Below are 16,813 nucleotides of genomic sequence, written 5' to 3'. Positions count from 1 at the left end.
GGGGCCCGGTCTCGCCCACCCAGGTGGCGGTGAATCCACCCTTGGTGTCAATAGGTGTTCGCGGGCAGGCTGCGTGCGCCGGACCACAGATCGTCGATCAAGCGCTCATAGCTGTCGGCGAGGTCGTCGAGGCGGACCCATTCGTCGTAGAAGACCGACTCGGGGGCGCCGGCCAGGCCGACGAACGCCTGGGAACAGTGCTTGGCCAGGCGATCGACCAGGCCGCCGAGGGTTTCGCAGTGTTCGTCCGCCGCGGCGTGCGGAACGGGGGCGGCGAGGATCACCCAGCGGTCGATCGCGCGCATCAGCTGGGCCCGGCGCCGGTCGATGCGCTCGGACTCGCTCAGTGGGGAGCGCTCGCGCAACTGGTGCAGCAGCGCCAGCTCCCCGGCGGCATCGAGGATGGGGTGGTCATCGTGTGGCAAACCACGGAACGCCGCGAGGAGCACGTCCCGGCCGGGCAGCATCGCCTCTCGTGCCGCGTGCCGCATTTCACCGCTCCCCCGCCGAACCGACGACGTCAACGTGCGAAATCTTCATCTGGCACACCTCCGGCTCGGGCACGGCACCCCGGCGGGGGTGCCATCGCGTGCGGACGGAACACGCCGGGTGGACACCGATCGCATCCACCCGGCAACCATTCCGCCACCACTGTCCCCTACAACGGCCCGTCGGCGGAAGCGAATCGGCACCGGACATCCAAATTGTCCGCTTCGCCGCCCCTTGTCCGCCGCGCCCCCAGGCCCGCTTACTGCACGCGCAGACTGCCGAAGAGGCCGTCTTTCTCGTCTTCGGGACCCGCCGTGAAGTAGAGGGCGTTCGCGTCGCCCAGGCTTTCGCCGTTGCCGAACATCAACGCCCACAGACCCGCGATCTCGACCGGCTTCGCCTCACCGTCGCGCAGATAGTCGACGAAGGTGCCGGTGGTGTCGTCGTAGGCGAGGACCCGGCCGAGGCCACCGAAGTTGCCGATCAGCAGTTTGCCCGACAGCGCGCCGAAGTTCGACGGCGCGATCGCCACACCCCACGGCGCGTTGAGCCTGCCGCCGTCGTCGATGATGCGCACCAGCTTGCCCGCCCCGTCGAACTCGGCGACCTTGCCCTTGTCGGGCTTGCCGTGGGAGTCCTTGTCCTGGTCGGCGTCGAGCGAGGCTTCCTCGGCCTTGTCGAAGGCTTTCGGGTCGTTCTCCTCGGGCTGCGTCACGGCATAGGACACGAACACCCGGCTGCCCAGGGTGGTGATGTTGAACGGCGCGGGATCGCCTGGCTTGGCCTTCTTGCCCTTCTCGGGCGAGGACGCGTCGATCACCTCACCGGTGGCGAACGGGTTGGCGAAACCGGTGGTCGCGACCGGCTGCCAGAACTTGTCGAAGGTGCGAACCTGCGGGTCGGCACCGAAATCGGCGGCCAGCAGCTTGTCACCCGAGGGCGCCAGCGCGATTCCGAAGAAGGCCATGCCCGCAGCGGAACCGTCGAACACCTGGTTCGCGCCGCCGTCGCGGCGCACGATCGCGCCGTCGGGGGCCTGTTCGGTCCAGGCCGAGATCTTGCCCGAGTCGGTGGCGAAGATGAAGCGCGAGGAACCGCCGAGCGGGATCGGCACACCGTCCACATCGACCCACTGGTCGCGCACCGCGAACAGATCCGAGGTGATCGGCGCCGGGTTGAACACGACGCCGGTGACCTTGCCGATGCTCTTGTCGGAGGTATCGGCATCGGCGCCGGGGACGCCGACGAGCTTGAGCTGGTCCTGGGTCAGCTTCTGCAGCTTGGGATCCGAGGACGACTGCACGTCACCGAGGAACTGGAACGACTTGCCGCCCGCGCCGACCCAGAAATGCCCACCCGCGCCCTTCGGCCGATCGGCCAGTCCCCAGGCGTTGACCATGCCGGGCAGCGTGAACTGGGCGTGATAGGAGTCCTTGTCGGCGGCCAGGTTGGTCTGGCCGTAGCGGTTGCCGTCCAGCGCGGCCACATCGTCGCTCGAGGGCTCGGTGTTCGAGCACGCCACGGCGAGCAACACTGCCGCGCCGAGTACCGCACCACGCACCAGCCCGGACCGCACCCCGCGGGCGCCCCTCACATGTCCGTTCACGTTCTTGTCCTTTCGACCTTCCGCCGGACGGCGTTCAGGCGAGGCTGACCTTATCGTGGCTGATGCGGCGGTGTGCCGTGACCGTCGCAGGAAGCACAGGGCTACGCTGTCGGCCGTGGTCGAACCTTCCCCCAACATCGCCCCGCATCCCGACATCGCCGCCCTGGCACCACTACTCGGCACCTGGCGCGGTCGGGGCAGCGGCGAATACCCGACCATCGAATCCTTCGACTACGTCGAGGAGATCACCTTCGGGCACCTGGGCCGACCGTTCCTCACCTACAAGCAGCGCACCAAGGCCGGCTCCGACGGCAGGCCGCTGCACGCGGAGACCGGCTACCTGCGCAGTCCGGCGCCGGGCCGGGTCGAATTGATACTCGCCCATCCGACCGGAATCACCGAGATCTGCGAGGGCACGATCACCGAAACGGTGGACGGAATTCGTCTGGAATTGAACTCCACGAATATCGGTCTGAGCGAATCAGCAAAGCCGGTTACCGCCGTCGGACGCTCATTCCATGTCACCGGCGACACCATCGAGTACACGCTACGAATGGCGGCGGTCGGCGAATCTTTGCAGCATCACCTAGCGGCAACGCTGCAACGCGGCTGAGTCACACGCAATTCGGCAAGTTACCCGAGCATGACCTTTGATCAGCGCATTTGCCGGATCGAAACCGATAATTCACCTTTTCATCACGGCCCGGTAGCAGTTGTGTTCGAACACGCCCGCACATAGGGCAACAATTGTGTGTCGCTTGCTGCCGTCGCCTGTTGCCGAAGTAACCGCCGTTCTACGGTGGTGCATCAGCTAATCCTCAGACAATCGAACGACCTGCCCCGCGAACACGTCGAAACCCTGAATGAGGGAGACGAACCATGAGGCGTTCTACTTTGATCTTGACCACGGCGGGGATGATCCTCGGCGGCGCGGCCGCCATCGACGTCCTCGACAGCGCGGCCACCGCCGCACCCGAGCCCGTTGTCAGCTACAACGTGCTGCACGACACAGCGACATCCCACACCGACAGCACATCGCTCGCGGTGGTGCGGGGTCTGCTGGCGACCGAGAACGCCGACTGACCCGACACCATCACGAATCCCGTACGGCCCGCAGGCCCGTTCGACGGCGCGATCAGTAGCCGGCGGGTAGTGCGGCGAACATATCCCGGGTGACAGCCACCGCGTTGTCGGAACTGCCACCCTTCACCAGCAGCGTCGCGAAGGCGATATCCCCGCGATAGCCGATGAACCACGAGTGCGATCCACCGTCGACCTCGGCCTCGCCGGTCTTGCCGTAGACCTCACCTTGATCCCTGATGCGTTCGGCCGTGCCACCCGTGACCACCATGCGCATCATCGAACGCAGCCCCTCGACCACCTCCGGCGCGATCGCGGGCCGATCGCCGGTGATCTCGGTGGGCCTGCCCGCGATCAGATACGGCACCGGCGCGGCACCATGGGCGACCGTCGCGGCCATCACGGCCATGCCGAACGGGCTCACCACCACTCGGCCCTGGCCGATGCCGTCTTCGGCGCGCTGGACGAGCCCCTCGGCCTTCGGCACAGACCCGGACACGGTCGGTAGACCTTCGACCTTGTAGTCCTGGCCCACGCCGAGACGCGCCGCGGCCTCGGTGAGCGCGTCAGGTTCGAGCTTGCTGGCCAGCCTGGCGAAGGTGGTGTTGCACGAGCGTTCGTAGGCGGTGGCCATCGGCACTTCACCGACGGTGAACATGTTGTAGTTGGGGATGGTGCGCTCGCCGATGATGGTGCTGCTCGGACAGGCCAGCACGGTGTCGGGCGTGGCCAGCCCGGAGGCCATCGCCGCCGACGCCGTCACCGTCTTGAAGATCGAGCCCGGCGGGTACTGACCGCTGGTGGCCACCGGCCCGTCGCGGTCGGCGAACTTGTTCTGGGCCACCGCGAGGATCGCACCGGTCGACGGGCGCAGCACCACCATCATCGCCTGCTCGGCGCGCAGGTCGACCGCGTGCTGGGCGGAATTCTGCACGAACCGATCGATGCTCAGCGCGAACGACGGCGCGGGTTCGGCCGCTTCCTCGTGCAGCACATCGAGGTCGGCGCCGTCGGCATTGCGGGTGACCACGCTCCAGCCCGCCTTGCCGTCGACCTCGGCGATCACCGTCTTGCGGACCTGGGTGAGCAGGTCGGGCGCGAATTTGCGGTCGGTGGGCACCATGTCCCACTCCTGGGTCAGGGTCACGCCGGGCAGGCCGATCAGTTCGCCGCCGATGGTCTCGGCCTCGTACTCGTTGAGCAGGATCACGGTGTGCGCGCCGTCGGTCTTGCGCGCCGCGGTGAGGATGGACTGCGGGGTGTAGGCGACGGGGTCGATACGGCTCAGCGCCGCGGCGAGCGCACCGGCGACGCGGCTGGGGTCGGGGGCGTCGGCCACGGTGAACTTCACCCGCGAGATCTTGCCGGGGACCAGCACATCGCTGCCCGCGGCCTCGTTCACCCTGGCGCGCGGCGCGGGTCGGGTGCGCAACTCCATACTCTGGGTGTCACCCAGTTTGGGGTGGATGTCGGCGGAGCTCCAGCGGACCAGCCAGCGCCCGTCACTGCGGCCCATCTGCAATTCGCCGGAATAGGTCCACTGCCGACCCTTCGGCAGGGTCCACTCGTAGGTGTAGTCGACCGTCGCGGTGTCACCGTTGACGCGCGCGTCGCCGGTGCGGATCGACAGCTTCTCCGCCTGCAACGCCTGCCACGTCGAAGTCAGTGCCGCCGCGGCCTTCTCGGGTGCGGTGGTGAGCGCCGCGGCCGCGGGGAGATCGTGTTCGGCGAACGCCTCGGCGAAGGCGTCGGCGGCGGGCACCGGCCCCTGGGCACCGGAAGAACAGGCCGTCGCCGCGACAGCGAGGGCGGCCACCGCGCACGTGGTGAGCATCCGTGTCCTCATCGGCACCGATGGTAGCGGCGAAAAGCCCTCCGACCTCGGCGCCACGCGCCAAAGTTTCAGTCCAGCAAGACGGTTGCGAAGGTAGCGATCTGACGGAATCCCACCCGGCTGTAGGCGCGGCGGGCGACGCGGTTGTAGTCGTTGACGTAGAGGCTCGCCGTACGGCCCGTTGCCACAACAGCATTGGCGACCGAGGCGGTCCCGGCGGTCCCCACACCCGCACCCCGGAATTCGGGATGCACCCACACGCCTTGGATCTGGCCGGTGCGTCGCGACAGCGCGCCGATCTCGGCCTTGTAGACGACCTCACCGTCCTCGAAACGTGCCCAGGCCCTACCGGATTCGATGAGATTCTTGATCCGCCTCCGATAGCCGCGCCCACCGTCACCCGTGCGCGGGTCGATGCCGACCTCTTCGATGAACATCGCGATCGCGGCGGTCAAATAGCGGTCGATCTCGTCGGGCCGCACGCGGCGCACTCCCCCGTCGGCGCGCGCGGCGGCCGGCCTGGCCAGTGCCAGCAGGGGCTGATCGGCGCGCAGTTCCCTGGCCGGGCCCCAGGCCGGGAGCAACATCTCCCACAGCGGGAGCGCGAGTTCCTGCCTGCCGACCACCGAGGAACACACCCGCGGCCAGCGGCCTGCCCGATCGGCGAACGCGCGCAATGCCTGCTGGTCACCGCGCAGCGGCACCAGATTGGCGCCGGAGAAACACAGGGAGTCGGCCGGCCCGCCGCGGCTCCACAGCTCACCGGCACCGGTCCGGGAGTCGATCCCGAATTCCTGCACCCGGGCCGCGATCATGCACGACGCCACCGGGTCGGCGTCGAGGACGCGCAGCACCTCACCGACATCTCGCACGGCCACCGGGCGCGCGGGAGCGGTTTTGGACCGTCGCGTCGGCTCCAGCAGACTCCGCACGGCACAAGCCTGCCACGAAAGCACGCCGAGCGGTACGGGTCCGCCGAATCCGGCGGATGACTGTGCGGAGGCCGGTTCAGCTCACAGAGACAACGGGCTCAGTGCCCGGCTCCGCGTCCATCTGTTCGGCGATGCGCATCGCCTCTTCGATCAGGGTCTCCACGATCAAATGCTCGGGCACGGTCTTGATGACCTCACCCTTGACGAAGATCTGCCCCTTGCCGTTACCGGAGGCGACACCGAGGTCGGCTTCGCGCGCCTCGCCGGGCCCGTTCACGACACAGCCCATCACCGCGACGCGCAGCGGCACCTCCAGGCCGTCCAGACCGGCGGCGACCGCGTCGGCCAGGGTGTACACGTCCACCTGAGCGCGTCCGCACGATGGGCAGGACACGATCTCGAGCTTGCGCGGGCGCAGGTTCAGCGACTGCAGGATCTGGCTGCCGACCTTGATCTCCTCGGCGGGCGGGGCCGAGAGCGACACGCGGATCGTGTCGCCGATGCCCTCGCTGAGCAGCGCGCCGAAGGCCACCGCGGACTTGATCGTGCCCTGGAACGCCGGGCCCGCCTCGGTGACGCCGAGGTGCAGCGGGTAGTCGCTCTGTGCGGCGAGCTGGCGGTAGGCCTCGACCATGATCACCGGGTCGTTGTGCTTGACCGAGATCTTGATGTCGCCGAAGCCGTGCTCCTCGAACAGGCTCGCCTCCCACAGCGCCGACTCGACCAGCGCTTCGGGGGTGGCCTTGCCGTACTTCTCCAGCATCCGCTTGTCCAGCGAACCGGCGTTGACGCCGATGCGGATCGGGATGCCCGCGGCGCCCGCGGCCTTGGCCACCTCGCCGACGCGGCCGTCGAATTCCTTGATGTTGCCCGGGTTGACGCGCACCGCGGCGCAGCCCGCGTCGATGGCGGCGAAGATGTAGCGCGGCTGGAAGTGGATGTCGGCGATCACCGGGATCTGCGACTTCTTCGCGATCGTGGCGAGCGCGTCGGCGTCTTCCTGGCGCGGACAGGCCACCCGCACGATGTCGCAGCCCGAGGCGGTGAGCTCGGCGATCTGCTGCAGCGTGGCGTTGATGTCGTGGGTCTTGGTGGTGGTCATGGACTGCACCGAGATCGGCGAATCGCTACCGACGCCGACATTGCCGACCATCAGCTGGCGGGTCTTGCGCCGGGGTGCGAGAACAGCAGCGGGGGCGGCGGGCATCCCCAATCCGATTGTGCTGGTCACGTTCGGCTGCCTTCTTTCGTACGTTTCGCGGATCGACCTGGGTTGTTGATGCCGAGCTTAGTCGCGCAAGGTAACCGGGCGCCCTGTGAGGGGCACGACACCGGTCGTCTCGCCTCAGGGCAGACGGATCGGGTTGACGATATCGGCGGCCAAGGTCAGCACCATGAACGCACCACCGATCACTACCGCCACATAGGTCACCGGGAGCAGCTTCAGATAGTCGACCGGACCGGCAGGGGCCTTGCCGAGCCAGCCGCGAATCGTGTTCCGGATCTTCTCGTAGAGCACCACCGCGATATGCCCGCCGTCCAGCGGCAGCAGGGGCAGCAGGTTGAATGCTCCCAGGAAGAAGTTCAAGCTGGCCAGCACCATAATGAACATGCCCCACAGGCCACGCTCGGCGGTCTCGCCACCGATGCGGCTGGCACCGTAGACGCTGACCGGGGTCTCCGGATCGCGCTCGCCGCCGGTCACCGCTTCCCACAGCGCCGACACCTTCTGCGGCATCTTGGCGAGCGACTTCACCGTCTCGACGAAGAAATCACCGGTGAACGAGATGGTGGCGGGGATCGCCGCGATCGGGCCGTACTGCTTCGGCTCGGCGTAGTCGGGGCCGACGCCGACCGCGCTCACTTCACGACTCGCGCCTTCCTTGGGCGAGCGCATGACCCGTTCCGGAGTGACCGGGACCGTCAGCGTGGTGCCGTCGCGTTCGATCGTGTAGGTGAAAGTGCCGGTCTGCTTCTGGGTTTCGGCCTGGAACTGCGCCCAGGTGCTCACCTCGACACCGTTCACGGCCTTCACCACGTCACCACGCTGCAAACCGGCGCGCTGGGCGGGTCCGTCGCCGGTGCAGGGGGCAAGGGTCTTCTGCGGGGTCTCCTGCGCGACACAGCTCATGGTGCCCAGCGCGGTGGCAGGCGGCTGCTCGAGCTGGGGCAGACCCCAGCCGACCGCGAGGACCATCAGCAGGACGAACCCGAGCAGGAAGTTCATGCCGATGCCGCCGAACATCACGACCAGCCGCTTCCAGGTCGACTGGCGATACATCGCCCGGTCGACCTCCTCCGGTTCGAGCTCGTCGAGCGCCGTCATGCCCGCGATGTCGCAGAAGCCGCCCAGCGGCAGCGCCTTGAGCCCGTACTCGGTCTCCCCGCGACGGAACGAGAACACCTTCGGCCCGAAGCCGATGAAGTAGCGGCGCACCTTCATGCCGGTGGCCTGCGCGGCCCACATGTGCCCGCACTCGTGCAGCGCGATCGAAATCGTGATACCGAGAGCGAACAGTGCGAACCCCAGCGCGAAAACCATGTGGGCCCTTCTCTTTGGCGGCTGGCGCCGCGTGTTTTCGGCCTCGTAACCCCGAATCCGAGGGGCGATACTGCGCCTGCGGCGTTCCGTCTCGCCCCTCGGATCCGGGGCGGCCGAAAACGTGGTGGTCTCGTTGTGGTCGTCAGGTCAGGACGTTGTTTCACCGTCGATGGTCTTCGCGGCGTACTCCCGTGCCCAGCGGTCGGCCGCGAGGACGTCGTCCAGGGTATCGGGTTCGGCGTGCCAGCGGTCGGCGGCCTCTACCGCGCGGGTGACGGTGCGCACGATGGCGGGGAAGGTGATCTTGCCGTCGAGGAAAGCTTGGACCGCGACTTCGTTGGCGGCGTTGTAGACCGCGGTGACGCTGCCGCCCGCTTCGCCTGCCTGCCTGGCCAGGCGGACGGCGGGGAAGACCTCGTCGTCGACCGGCTCGAAGGTCCAGGTGGAGGCGGTACCGAAATCGCAGGCGGCGGCCGCGCCGGGGATGCGGTCGGGCCAGCCCAGCGCCAGGGCGATGGGGAGTTTCATGTCAGGGGGGCTGGCCTGGGCCAGGGTGGAGCCGTCGGTGAAGGTGACCATCGAGTGGACGATCGACTGGGGGTGGACGGTGACGTCGATCCGGTCGTAGGGCACACCGAACAGCAGGTGGGTCTCGATCAGTTCCAGGCCCTTGTTCACCAGCGAGGCCGAGTTCAGGGTGTTCATCGGGCCCATCGACCAGGTCGGGTGGGTCTTGGCCTCCGCGGGGTTCACCGATTCGAGCATCTCGGTGCTCCAGCCGCGGAACGGTCCACCCGACGCGGTGAGCACGAGGCGGTCGACCTCCTGCGCGCGACCGCCGCGCAGGCACTGGGCCAGCGCCGAGTGCTCGGAGTCGACGGGCACGATCTGGCCGGGCGCGGCCGCCCGCGTCACCAGGGAGCCGCCCGCGACCAAGGATTCCTTGTTCGCCAGCGCCAGGCGGGTGCCCGCGTGCAGGGTGGCCAGCGTGGGTTCCAGACCCAGCGAACCCACCAGCGCATTGAGCACGACATCGGCGTCGGTGCGGCGGACCAGTTCGGTCACGGCGTCGGGGCCGCCGAGTTCCAGCCCGAGCGCCTGGGCGGCGGCGGGATCGGCGACGGCGACATTGCGGGTGCCGGTGGCGGTCATCTGCTCGGCGAGCAGGGCGGGGTTGCCGCCGCGTGCGGCCAGCCCGACCACCTCGAAGCGGTCGGGGTTGGCGGCGATCACCTCGAGCGCCTGGGTACCGATCGAACCGGTACTGCCGAGAAGCAGCACCTTCACCCGATCGGTGGACGGGGAACTGTCGTGCGTGGCACGCGTTGCGGGGTGGGACACGGGCCCATTGTGGCAGGGCTGCTGGCTACGACGGACGGTCGTATGCCACGATATGCTCACTCGCCCAACCAGAACTCGAGCCCTTAGGAGCGATCGTGGCAGCCACGGACCTCGATAAAGCCAGCACCGAGCGTGCCGTCGCCACCAGCGTCGACCCCGCCGAGGTGCCCTCGGCAGCATGGGGCTGGAGCGGTGAGTCGCGCAAGACCTTCCGCATCGCGGGTTGGGTCGTCATCGTGGCCCTGCTCGGGATGACCATCGGCAACCACAAGGGTCATGTCGAGGACATCTTCCTCGTCGGCCTGGCAGGCGTGATGGCGATCATCCTGGTCGTCGATTCGCTCACCCAGCGGATGCCGAAGTAGTTCTTCGACGACACGTACGTCCCCGCCTGCGGCAATCACCATGCGCCGCAGGCGTTTTCGTGCGTCAGCGGCCGCGCCGGGCCGGTTTGCGGCCACGCGCGACCGGCTTCTTCGGCGCCGGTTTCTTGGCCGCGGGCTTCTTCACCGCGGGTTTGCGCGCGGGCGCCGTGGCGCGCTGCTCCGGTTCCGCGACCCCGCCGCGCGAGCTGTTGGCCGAGCGGCCGCGCACGATGCCGACGAACTCCTCGAGCAGATCGCTGTCGGTCCCGGCAGGCCAGGCCAGCGCGATCTCGGTGAACTCGGTGTCGCTGATCGGGCGGTAGACCAGGTCGCGGCGGTGATGCAGGCGCGCGATCGATTGCGGCATGATCGCCGCGCCGCCCACGGCGGCGACCAGGGCGAGAGTGTCGACGGCCTGATCGAGATCGGCACTGTCCTGGATCGTCTCGTCGGCCAGATCCGCCGGGCCAATCGTCTCCAGCAGTGACAGCTCGTCGTCTTTCTGCACGACCGCGACCGGCGTCTCCTGCCACAGCGCGATCGCGTTGGTCGCGGTCCGGTCGATGGGCAGCCGGACGAAGCACAGGTCGACGCGCCCCTCGCGCAGCACCGACTCCTGCTCGCCCTGCGCGACGCCGACCACCTCGAGCGGGTGGTCAGGTAGCCGCTCGCCCCAGATCCGCGCCCACTTCGACACCGTCACTCCCGGCACGAACCCCACCCGCAGGCTCGCGGGCGCGTCGGGCTTCTGCTCCCGTTCGGCCTGCTCCCGCACCCGGATCAGGTCCCTGGCACGCGCGAGCAGGGCGGTGCCGTCGTCGGTGAGCTGGGTGGGCGAAGCGCCCGGCACGAAGACGCGGGTGCCGAGCTCTTCTTCCAGCTCGATCACAGTGGCGCTGAGAGCCTGCCGGGGGATCCGCAGCGCCTTGGCGGCGCGGGCGAAGTGCAACTCCTCGGCGACCGCGACGAAACGACGCAACCGGTCGAGGTCGATAGAGTCGGCGGCGGTGACGTCGAAGTCGCTCATTCTGACCAGAATATGGCACCCGCCGATCGGGTCGACGAGCCGATCAGAGGTTGGCCAGCAGCGCGATCACACCGGCGATCACGATGACGACGACCAACAGGACCGCGTAGGCGCCCAGTGCCGATCCCCAGCCGCCCCGTTGCGGCGGCGGATTCGGGATCGGCGCCGGTTGCTGCCGATACTGCGGCGGGGGCGCGTACTGCGGCTGCGGCATCCGCGGGGGCATCGGAGCGGGGTTGTACTGCGGGATGGGCGTGCCCGTCGAGCTCACCGGGCGCATGGGCTGCATGCCGACGAACGGCTGCGCGTGCGACCCCGAGGTCGGCCGGGCGATCGGGCGGGCACCGGTGGTTCCGGTGCGCACCGCCCGCTGCGCGGCGTCGACGAACTCCTCGCACGAGGTGAACCGATCGGCGGGTCGCTTGGCCAGCGCACGCGCCATCACGGCGTCGAGCACCGGCGGCAGGCCCGCGCGGCGCGGACTGATCGGGGGTGGCGGCGCTTGCAGATGACCGGTGATCACCGCGGCCGGGCTGGTTGATTCGTAGGGCGCGCTGCCGGTCAGCAGTGTGTAGAGCGTGCATGCGAGGGAGTACTGGTCGGCGCGGTGATCCAGTGCGGCGCCGGTGAGCTGCTCTGGCGCGGCGTAGGCCAGCGTGGCGGTGAACGATCCGGTCTCGGTGAGATGACCCGAATCGTCGCGCAGCCGTGCGATGCCGAAGTCGGTGAGATACACCCGCTCCTGGCTGCTGGAACGCGCCAGCAGGATGTTGGCGGGCTTGACGTCGCGGTGCAGCACCCCCGCGCGATGCGCGTAGTCGAGCGCGGCGGCGGTCTCACCGATGATCTGCAGCGCCCGGTCCGGCGGCAGGGAATGCGGATCCAGCGAGGAGGCATCGATCCCGTCGATGTACTGCATGCTGATCCACAGCTGATCGCCCTCGACGCCGCGGTCGAACACGGTGACGATGTTGGGGTGGTCGAGCTGCGCGACCAGGTCGGCTTCACGCTCGAACCTGGCCCGGATCTCCTTGTCGGAGAACAACTCCCGATTCAGCAGCTTGAGCGCCGTCCATCGGGGCAGACGCGGGTGCCTGGCCAGATACACCGATCCCATCCCGCCCTGACCCAGCTGCCGGTCGATCGTGTAGCCGGCGAACACCGTCCCGTCAGAAACCACTCTGACCCCCGAATCTCGCTCTTCGTCCGACGGCCTGGACCCTACCAAACGCGAGGACCCGCGAATCGGTGCAGTACACCGCTGTGTGGCAGGTTCAACCCAGTGGGAAGCGAGCGATGTCGGCGAGGAGAACAGGCATATCGGCCTCGACTGTGGTGAAAGCCGAGCCGCGCTGGAAGACCAGCACCCATCGTTCTCGCGCGGAATCGCTGAAGGTGGACACCACGGCGGAGCCACTGTATCCGCCGTTGTAGGCCTGTTCACGATGGTGGTCGGTACGCGATCCGGTCGAGGCGTTTCCCTTGTCACCGGTCTCACCACGAAACCGATTCACTGCCTCGACTGCGTCTGCCGCGGTCGCGAAGGCGTAGAAGAAATAGTCGGTATCGGCACTGTCCAGACTGCCGCACGACCATTTCGCGTCTGCCTCCTGAAACGTCAACTCCCACAGGAGTTCGTTCCGGATCTTCGTGTTCGCGTACGCCGAGCACTCACGACCCTCGAATCCGGGGCCGTCCGCGAATCCGGTCGGCACCATCTGGGGAAATGCCTGCGACATCGCGGCCAGATCTTTGTGCGCACGCGATCGTTCCAGCATGTCCGAAATCCAGGTGCTCTCGTCCTGCCACACCCAGGTGACGGCGCCGCCGATGATCAGTGTCAAGGTCAGCAACACCGCTGCGACTACCCGGCCGCCCTTTCGTCGCGGCACCGGCGCGCGGTAACCGGAGTTTCGCGGCATCGGCGGCGGTGCGTAGCCCGGGTTCGGCTGGGGCGCGGCGAAGCGCGGCGCGTGCCCGCCGTCACCGTACGGATTCGGCTGGGGGTGTCGGGGCACCGAGCGCGCACCGGCGAACACGGTGGGTTGCGCACCGGTGCCACTCAGCGCACGGCGTGCGGCAGCCGCGAATTCGGCGCAGGAATCGAATCGGTCGGTGGCGCGTTTGGCGAGGGCGCGGGCGAGGACCGCGTCCATGGCTGCGGGCAGATCCGGTCGATGGGCGCGCAGCGACGGGGGTGGGGATTGGAGGTGTCCCTGGATCACCTGCACCGGGTTCGGCGCCTCGAACGGGGCGACGCCGGTCAGCAGCGAGTACAGGGTGCAGGCCAGGGCGTACTGGTCGGCGCGTGCTCCAATTGCGCGGCGAGGTCGGCCTCGCGCTCGAACCTGGCACGAATCTCGTTGTCGGCGAACAGCTCCGGATTCAGCAGCTTCAACGCGGTCTGCCGAGGCAGGCGCGGATGCCGGGCAAGGTACACCGAACCCATCCCGCCGCGCCCCAGCTGCCGTTCGATCGCGTACCCGGCGAAGACGTCCCCCGTCGCAAGCATGGTCCCCCGTTGTCCACCGAAGTAGTGCCCGGCCTTCAGCGAATATCCCCGCCGCCGACCAGCACCAACCCTAATCGGCGCGAGGACAGGGCACTACACCCCGGCTCAGTCCTCCACCCGCACACCCATCGACCGCGCTGTGCCCGCGACGATGCGCATCGCCGCTGCGACATCGTCGGTGTTCAGGTCGGGGAGTTTGCGGATCGCGATGCGGCGCAATTGATCCCGGCTGATCGCCCCCACCGGTTTGTGCCCGGGCTGCGGGGAGCCGGGGTGGCCGAGAGCCTTGCGGATCAACGATGCGGTCGGTGGGGTCTTGAGCCGCATCGTCCAGCGTTTGCGGGCGTCGATCGTGATGACGGCCGGAATGATCTCGCCACGTCGATCCGCGGTGGCGGCGTCGTAGCGCCGTTTGACCTCGAAGGGCGCAACGCCGGTCGGACCGAGCATCTTGCCGAGGATCATCAGCGAGGCATTGCCCGCTTCGAGCTCGAGAGTGACTGTGACAGAGGCTATTTCGCGCGCCATAGTCAACGATCTCGGATGCACGCGTCGATCCGGTCCCACGACGGTAACGCCTGGGCCACAACCCGCTCCAGCGGTTCGGTTCGCCTGATCCCGATTCGCCTGTCAGTCTGTGGGCGTGAAACGGGACGTTTCCGCTCGCCTGGAGGTCGCGGTCCATGCCGATTCGGTGCTGCAGTGTCAGATCACTGTCGCCCGCCAGCCAGGACTCGATCTCATCGAGTCCATGACATGCTCGCTCGACGGCGAGTTCCTCACGCCGCGCGAAGTGGTCGGTCCGCACGGTTCCCGGATCCACGTGCTCGACGTGCGCGCGGGGACCCTCCGGATCGACTATCAGGCGACCGTCCTGGGCACCGCCGTCCTCGCGCCGCCGTCCGACTACGACCTCGCGCTGTACCGGCGGCCGAGCCGCTACGCGGAGTCGGACAAGCTACTCGGCTTCGCGGCAGCCGAATTCGGTTACGGCATCGCCGATCCCGAGGTGGCCAACCGCGTCTCGTCGTGGATCGGCAGACGGATCACCTATGTCTCGGGCAGTAGCACGCCCATCGACGGCGCGGTCGAGACACTGCTCTCCGGCACCGGCGTCTGCCGCGACTTCTCGCATCTGATGGTCGCGCTGTTGCGCGCCGTCGGCGTCCCCGCCCGGGTCGCCGCGGTCTACGCGCCGGGCTGTGTGCCGATGGACTTCCACGCCGTCTGTGAGGCCTACATCGACGGCGAGTGGCGCACCTACGACCCGACCGGCCTCGCGCCGCGCTCGAGCCTGGTACGCATCGCCACCGGCCGCGACGCCTCCGATATCGCCTTCCTGGACAACCACGGCGGCGACATCACTTTGAACTTCATGTCGGTCAACGCCTTCGTCGCGGGCCCACTCCCCTACGACGACTTCATCGCACCGAGCAGCATCGTCTGAGCTCGGACACGTCTCCCCGAGCTCATCACGGCGGCGAGGCCCCTAGCCCTCGGCGGCGAGCTGACCGCAGGCGGCGGCGATCTCCTGGCCGCGGGTGTCGCGCACGGTGCACGACACGCCCTGGGCGATCACGCGACGCACGAACTCCTTCTCGACCGGCTTGGGGCTGGCATCCCACTCGCTGCCCGGTGTCGGGTTGAGCGGGATCAGGTTCACGTGCACGAGCGGACCGAGCGCCTTGTGCAGTTTCTTGCCCAGCAGATCCGCCCGCCACGGCTGATCGTTGATATCGCGGATCAACGCGTACTCGATCGACACGCGACGCCCGGACTTGTCGGCGTAATACCGTGCGGCGTCGAGCACTTCGGCGATCGACCAGCGATTGTTCACCGGCACCAGAGTGTCGCGCAGTTCGTCGTCGGGGGTGTGCAGCGACACCGCAAGGCGCACCGACATGTTCTCGTCGGCCAGCTTGCGGATCGCGGGCGCCAGGCCGACGGTCGACACCGTCACCGACCGCTGCGAAATACCGAGCCCGTCGGGAGCGGGCGAAGTGATCCGGCGAACCGCGTTCACCACCCGCTTGTAGTTGGCCAGCGGCTCGCCCATCCCCATGAACACGATGTTGGACAACCGGCCCGGACCGCCGTGCACCTCGCCGTCACGCAGGGACGCCGCGGCGGCACGCACCTGGTCGACGATCTCCGCCGTCGACAGGTTGCGAGTGAGCCCCGCCTGCCCGGTCGCGCAGAACGGACAGGCCATTCCGCACCCAGCCTGACTGGAAATGCACAGCGTGTTGCGGTCGGGGTAGCGCATGAGCACGCTCTCCAGCAGCGTCCCGTCGTGCGCCTTCCACAGCGTTTTGCGGGTGTCGCCCTCGTCGCAGGCGATATTGCGCACCACCGACAGCAGCGGCGGGAACAGCGTCTCGCCGACCTTCGCGCGCACATCGGCGGGCAGGTCGGTCATCAGGGCGGGATCGGACTGCAGGCGGCCGTAGTACTGACGGGCCAACTGGTCGGCACGGAACTTCGGCAATCCCAGCTCCTGCACCGCGGCCTTGCGTTCGTCCGAATCGAGATCGGCGAGGTGGCGCGGCGGCATACCGCGGCGCGGGGCATCGAACACGAGGGGCAGGGAGATGGCCATAGTTTCACCATTGTCCCAAACGCCACGTCGGACCTGCCACGCCGGGCGACGTTATCGAGAAGATGCGTGCGTGAGCCATAGCAGTCGGCCATGATCGAACCATGAGTACACATGCGGAATCCGGTGCGTCACCGGCCGAGCACGACCCGCCGACGACCGATCTCACCGGCAAGCACAGCAAGCCCGCCGAACCGGCGAAACCCGCGGCCGCGCCGGTACCCGTCCCACGCGACGCCGTGCACGGGTCTCGCACCGGCTACACCTGGATCGCGTTGCTGGCCGCCGCCCTGCTCGGCATCGTGCTGCTGACCTTCATCATCCAGAACCTCGACAAGGTCCGTACCAACCTGCTGTTCTGGGATTTCGAACTGCCGCTCGGTATCACCGTGTTGCTGTCGGTGATCGCGGGCGCGCTGGTGATGGGTCTGGTCGGCGGGGTGCGCATTCTGCAACTGCGGCACGCCGCCAAGCGGTCGTCCTGACGCT

Annotated in this window: 18 protein-coding genes; 5 read left to right on the top strand and 13 right to left on the bottom strand. The window is 68.1% G+C overall.

Annotated elements, in window-relative coordinates:
* Window positions 1-47: 47 nt before the first annotated feature.
* Together ACFQ9R_RS19525 and ACFQ9R_RS19520 are read right to left on the bottom strand one after the other, a co-directional pair.
* Window positions 48-491: a hypothetical protein gene (locus ACFQ9R_RS19525; RefSeq protein WP_378992225.1), complete on the bottom strand. Its 444-nt coding sequence runs from the start codon at window positions 489-491 to the stop codon at window positions 48-50.
* A 257-nt stretch (window positions 492-748) separates the two neighbouring features.
* Complete coding sequence (locus tag ACFQ9R_RS19520; protein WP_378992224.1) at window positions 749-2,095, bottom strand: TIGR03118 family protein; 1,347 nt, start codon at window positions 2,093-2,095, stop codon at window positions 749-751.
* A 115-nt stretch (window positions 2,096-2,210) separates the two neighbouring features.
* On the opposite strand from ACFQ9R_RS19520, the gene ACFQ9R_RS19515 reads away from it, so the two are divergent.
* Both ACFQ9R_RS19515 and ACFQ9R_RS19510 read left to right on the top strand, forming a co-directional pair.
* Window positions 2,211-2,708 (top strand): peroxynitrite isomerase, encoded by a 498-nt coding sequence (locus ACFQ9R_RS19515; RefSeq protein WP_378992223.1) that lies wholly within the window; start codon window positions 2,211-2,213, stop codon window positions 2,706-2,708.
* A 266-nt stretch (window positions 2,709-2,974) separates the two neighbouring features.
* On the top strand, window positions 2,975-3,178 hold the full coding sequence (locus tag ACFQ9R_RS19510) for a hypothetical protein (protein WP_378992222.1): 204 nt from the start codon (window positions 2,975-2,977) through the stop codon (window positions 3,176-3,178).
* Window positions 3,179-3,230: 52 nt separating this feature from the next.
* Here ACFQ9R_RS19510 and ACFQ9R_RS19505 read toward each other — a convergent pair whose 3' ends face one another.
* The 5 genes from ACFQ9R_RS19505 to dxr form a co-directional block, all read right to left on the bottom strand.
* Window positions 3,231-5,021, bottom strand: a complete 1,791-nt coding sequence (locus ACFQ9R_RS19505; protein ID WP_378992221.1) for a penicillin-binding transpeptidase domain-containing protein — start codon at window positions 5,019-5,021, stop codon at window positions 3,231-3,233.
* Window positions 5,022-5,077: 56 nt separating this feature from the next.
* Window positions 5,078-5,932: a GNAT family N-acetyltransferase gene (locus ACFQ9R_RS19500; RefSeq protein WP_378992401.1), complete on the bottom strand. Its 855-nt coding sequence runs from the start codon at window positions 5,930-5,932 to the stop codon at window positions 5,078-5,080.
* Between the two features lie 85 nt (window positions 5,933-6,017).
* The gene (gene ispG / locus ACFQ9R_RS19495; RefSeq protein WP_378992220.1) at window positions 6,018-7,172 is read right to left on the bottom strand and encodes a flavodoxin-dependent (E)-4-hydroxy-3-methylbut-2-enyl-diphosphate synthase; all 1,155 of its coding nucleotides are present in this window, start codon (window positions 7,170-7,172) and stop codon (window positions 6,018-6,020) included.
* Between the two features lie 114 nt (window positions 7,173-7,286).
* Complete coding sequence (locus ACFQ9R_RS19490) at window positions 7,287-8,483, bottom strand: M50 family metallopeptidase (protein ID WP_378992219.1); 1,197 nt, start codon at window positions 8,481-8,483, stop codon at window positions 7,287-7,289.
* 147 nt (window positions 8,484-8,630) lie between these two features.
* Window positions 8,631-9,824 carry a 1-deoxy-D-xylulose-5-phosphate reductoisomerase gene (gene dxr / locus ACFQ9R_RS19485; protein WP_378992218.1) on the bottom strand — a complete coding sequence of 398 codons (1,194 nt, stop codon included), beginning with the start codon at window positions 9,822-9,824 and terminating at the stop codon, window positions 8,631-8,633.
* 95 nt (window positions 9,825-9,919) lie between these two features.
* Between dxr and ACFQ9R_RS19480 the strand changes: the two genes are divergently transcribed.
* Window positions 9,920-10,189 carry a DUF2631 domain-containing protein gene (locus ACFQ9R_RS19480; protein WP_378992217.1) on the top strand — a complete coding sequence of 90 codons (270 nt, stop codon included), beginning with the start codon at window positions 9,920-9,922 and terminating at the stop codon, window positions 10,187-10,189.
* A gap of 64 nt (window positions 10,190-10,253) precedes the next feature.
* Here ACFQ9R_RS19480 and ACFQ9R_RS19475 read toward each other — a convergent pair whose 3' ends face one another.
* The 5 genes from ACFQ9R_RS19475 to ACFQ9R_RS19455 form a co-directional block, all read right to left on the bottom strand.
* Entirely contained in the window at window positions 10,254-11,216 is a 963-nt protein-coding gene (locus ACFQ9R_RS19475; protein ID WP_378992216.1) for a LysR family transcriptional regulator, read from the bottom strand.
* Window positions 11,217-11,259: 43 nt separating this feature from the next.
* A complete protein-coding gene (locus ACFQ9R_RS19470; RefSeq protein WP_378992214.1) occupies window positions 11,260-12,396 on the bottom strand; it encodes a serine/threonine-protein kinase in 1,137 nt (378 codons plus the stop codon).
* A gap of 94 nt (window positions 12,397-12,490) precedes the next feature.
* A complete protein-coding gene (locus ACFQ9R_RS19465; protein ID WP_378992213.1) occupies window positions 12,491-13,447 on the bottom strand; it encodes a hypothetical protein in 957 nt (318 codons plus the stop codon).
* Window positions 13,448-13,479: 32 nt separating this feature from the next.
* Window positions 13,480-13,728, bottom strand: coding sequence for a hypothetical protein (locus ACFQ9R_RS19460; protein WP_378992212.1), 249 nt, complete (start codon window positions 13,726-13,728; stop codon window positions 13,480-13,482).
* A gap of 105 nt (window positions 13,729-13,833) precedes the next feature.
* Complete coding sequence (locus ACFQ9R_RS19455; RefSeq protein WP_378992211.1) at window positions 13,834-14,256, bottom strand: uL11 family ribosomal protein; 423 nt, start codon at window positions 14,254-14,256, stop codon at window positions 13,834-13,836.
* A 115-nt stretch (window positions 14,257-14,371) separates the two neighbouring features.
* Here ACFQ9R_RS19455 and ACFQ9R_RS19450 point away from each other — a divergent pair, with 115 nt between their 5' ends.
* Complete coding sequence (locus ACFQ9R_RS19450; protein WP_378992209.1) at window positions 14,372-15,175, top strand: transglutaminase family protein; 804 nt, start codon at window positions 14,372-14,374, stop codon at window positions 15,173-15,175.
* 42 nt (window positions 15,176-15,217) lie between these two features.
* Here the strand turns inward: ACFQ9R_RS19450 and rlmN are convergent, their stop codons facing one another.
* Window positions 15,218-16,327, bottom strand: coding sequence for a 23S rRNA (adenine(2503)-C(2))-methyltransferase RlmN (gene rlmN / locus ACFQ9R_RS19445; RefSeq protein WP_378626392.1), 1,110 nt, complete (start codon window positions 16,325-16,327; stop codon window positions 15,218-15,220).
* Window positions 16,328-16,428: 101 nt separating this feature from the next.
* Between rlmN and ACFQ9R_RS19440 the strand changes: the two genes are divergently transcribed.
* Window positions 16,429-16,809, top strand: coding sequence for a lipopolysaccharide assembly LapA domain-containing protein (locus ACFQ9R_RS19440; RefSeq protein WP_378992208.1), 381 nt, complete (start codon window positions 16,429-16,431; stop codon window positions 16,807-16,809).
* Window positions 16,810-16,813: the final 4 nt, after the last annotated feature.

The sequence above is a fragment of the Nocardia sp. NPDC056541 genome (assembly GCF_042794235.1).
Lineage (GTDB): Bacteria > Actinomycetota > Actinomycetes > Mycobacteriales > Mycobacteriaceae > Nocardia.
The sequence above is the reverse complement of the archived record's forward strand: the minus strand, read 5'-3'. Positions and strand labels throughout refer to the sequence as shown.

What these genes read in the sequence shown, in the direction of transcription:
- ACFQ9R_RS19525 (WP_378992225.1), bottom strand. Translation starts at nt 491, where the DNA reads ATGCGGCACGCGGCACGAGAGGCGATGCTGCCCGGCCGGGACGTGCTC.
- ACFQ9R_RS19510 (WP_378992222.1), top strand. Translation starts at nt 2,975, where the DNA reads ATGAGGCGTTCTACTTTGATCTTGACCACGGCGGGGATGATCCTCGGC.
- ACFQ9R_RS19505 (WP_378992221.1), bottom strand. Translation starts at nt 5,021, where the DNA reads ATGAGGACACGGATGCTCACCACGTGCGCGGTGGCCGCCCTCGCTGTC.
- ACFQ9R_RS19490 (WP_378992219.1), bottom strand. Translation starts at nt 8,483, where the DNA reads ATGGTTTTCGCGCTGGGGTTCGCACTGTTCGCTCTCGGTATCACGATT.
- ACFQ9R_RS19475 (WP_378992216.1), bottom strand. Translation starts at nt 11,216, where the DNA reads ATGAGCGACTTCGACGTCACCGCCGCCGACTCTATCGACCTCGACCGG.
- ACFQ9R_RS19460 (WP_378992212.1), bottom strand. Translation starts at nt 13,728, where the DNA reads ATGCTTGCGACGGGGGACGTCTTCGCCGGGTACGCGATCGAACGGCAG.
- ACFQ9R_RS19455 (WP_378992211.1), bottom strand. Translation starts at nt 14,256, where the DNA reads ATGGCGCGCGAAATAGCCTCTGTCACAGTCACTCTCGAGCTCGAAGCG.
- rlmN (WP_378626392.1), bottom strand. Translation starts at nt 16,327, where the DNA reads ATGGCCATCTCCCTGCCCCTCGTGTTCGATGCCCCGCGCCGCGGTATG.
- ACFQ9R_RS19440 (WP_378992208.1), top strand. Translation starts at nt 16,429, where the DNA reads ATGAGTACACATGCGGAATCCGGTGCGTCACCGGCCGAGCACGACCCG.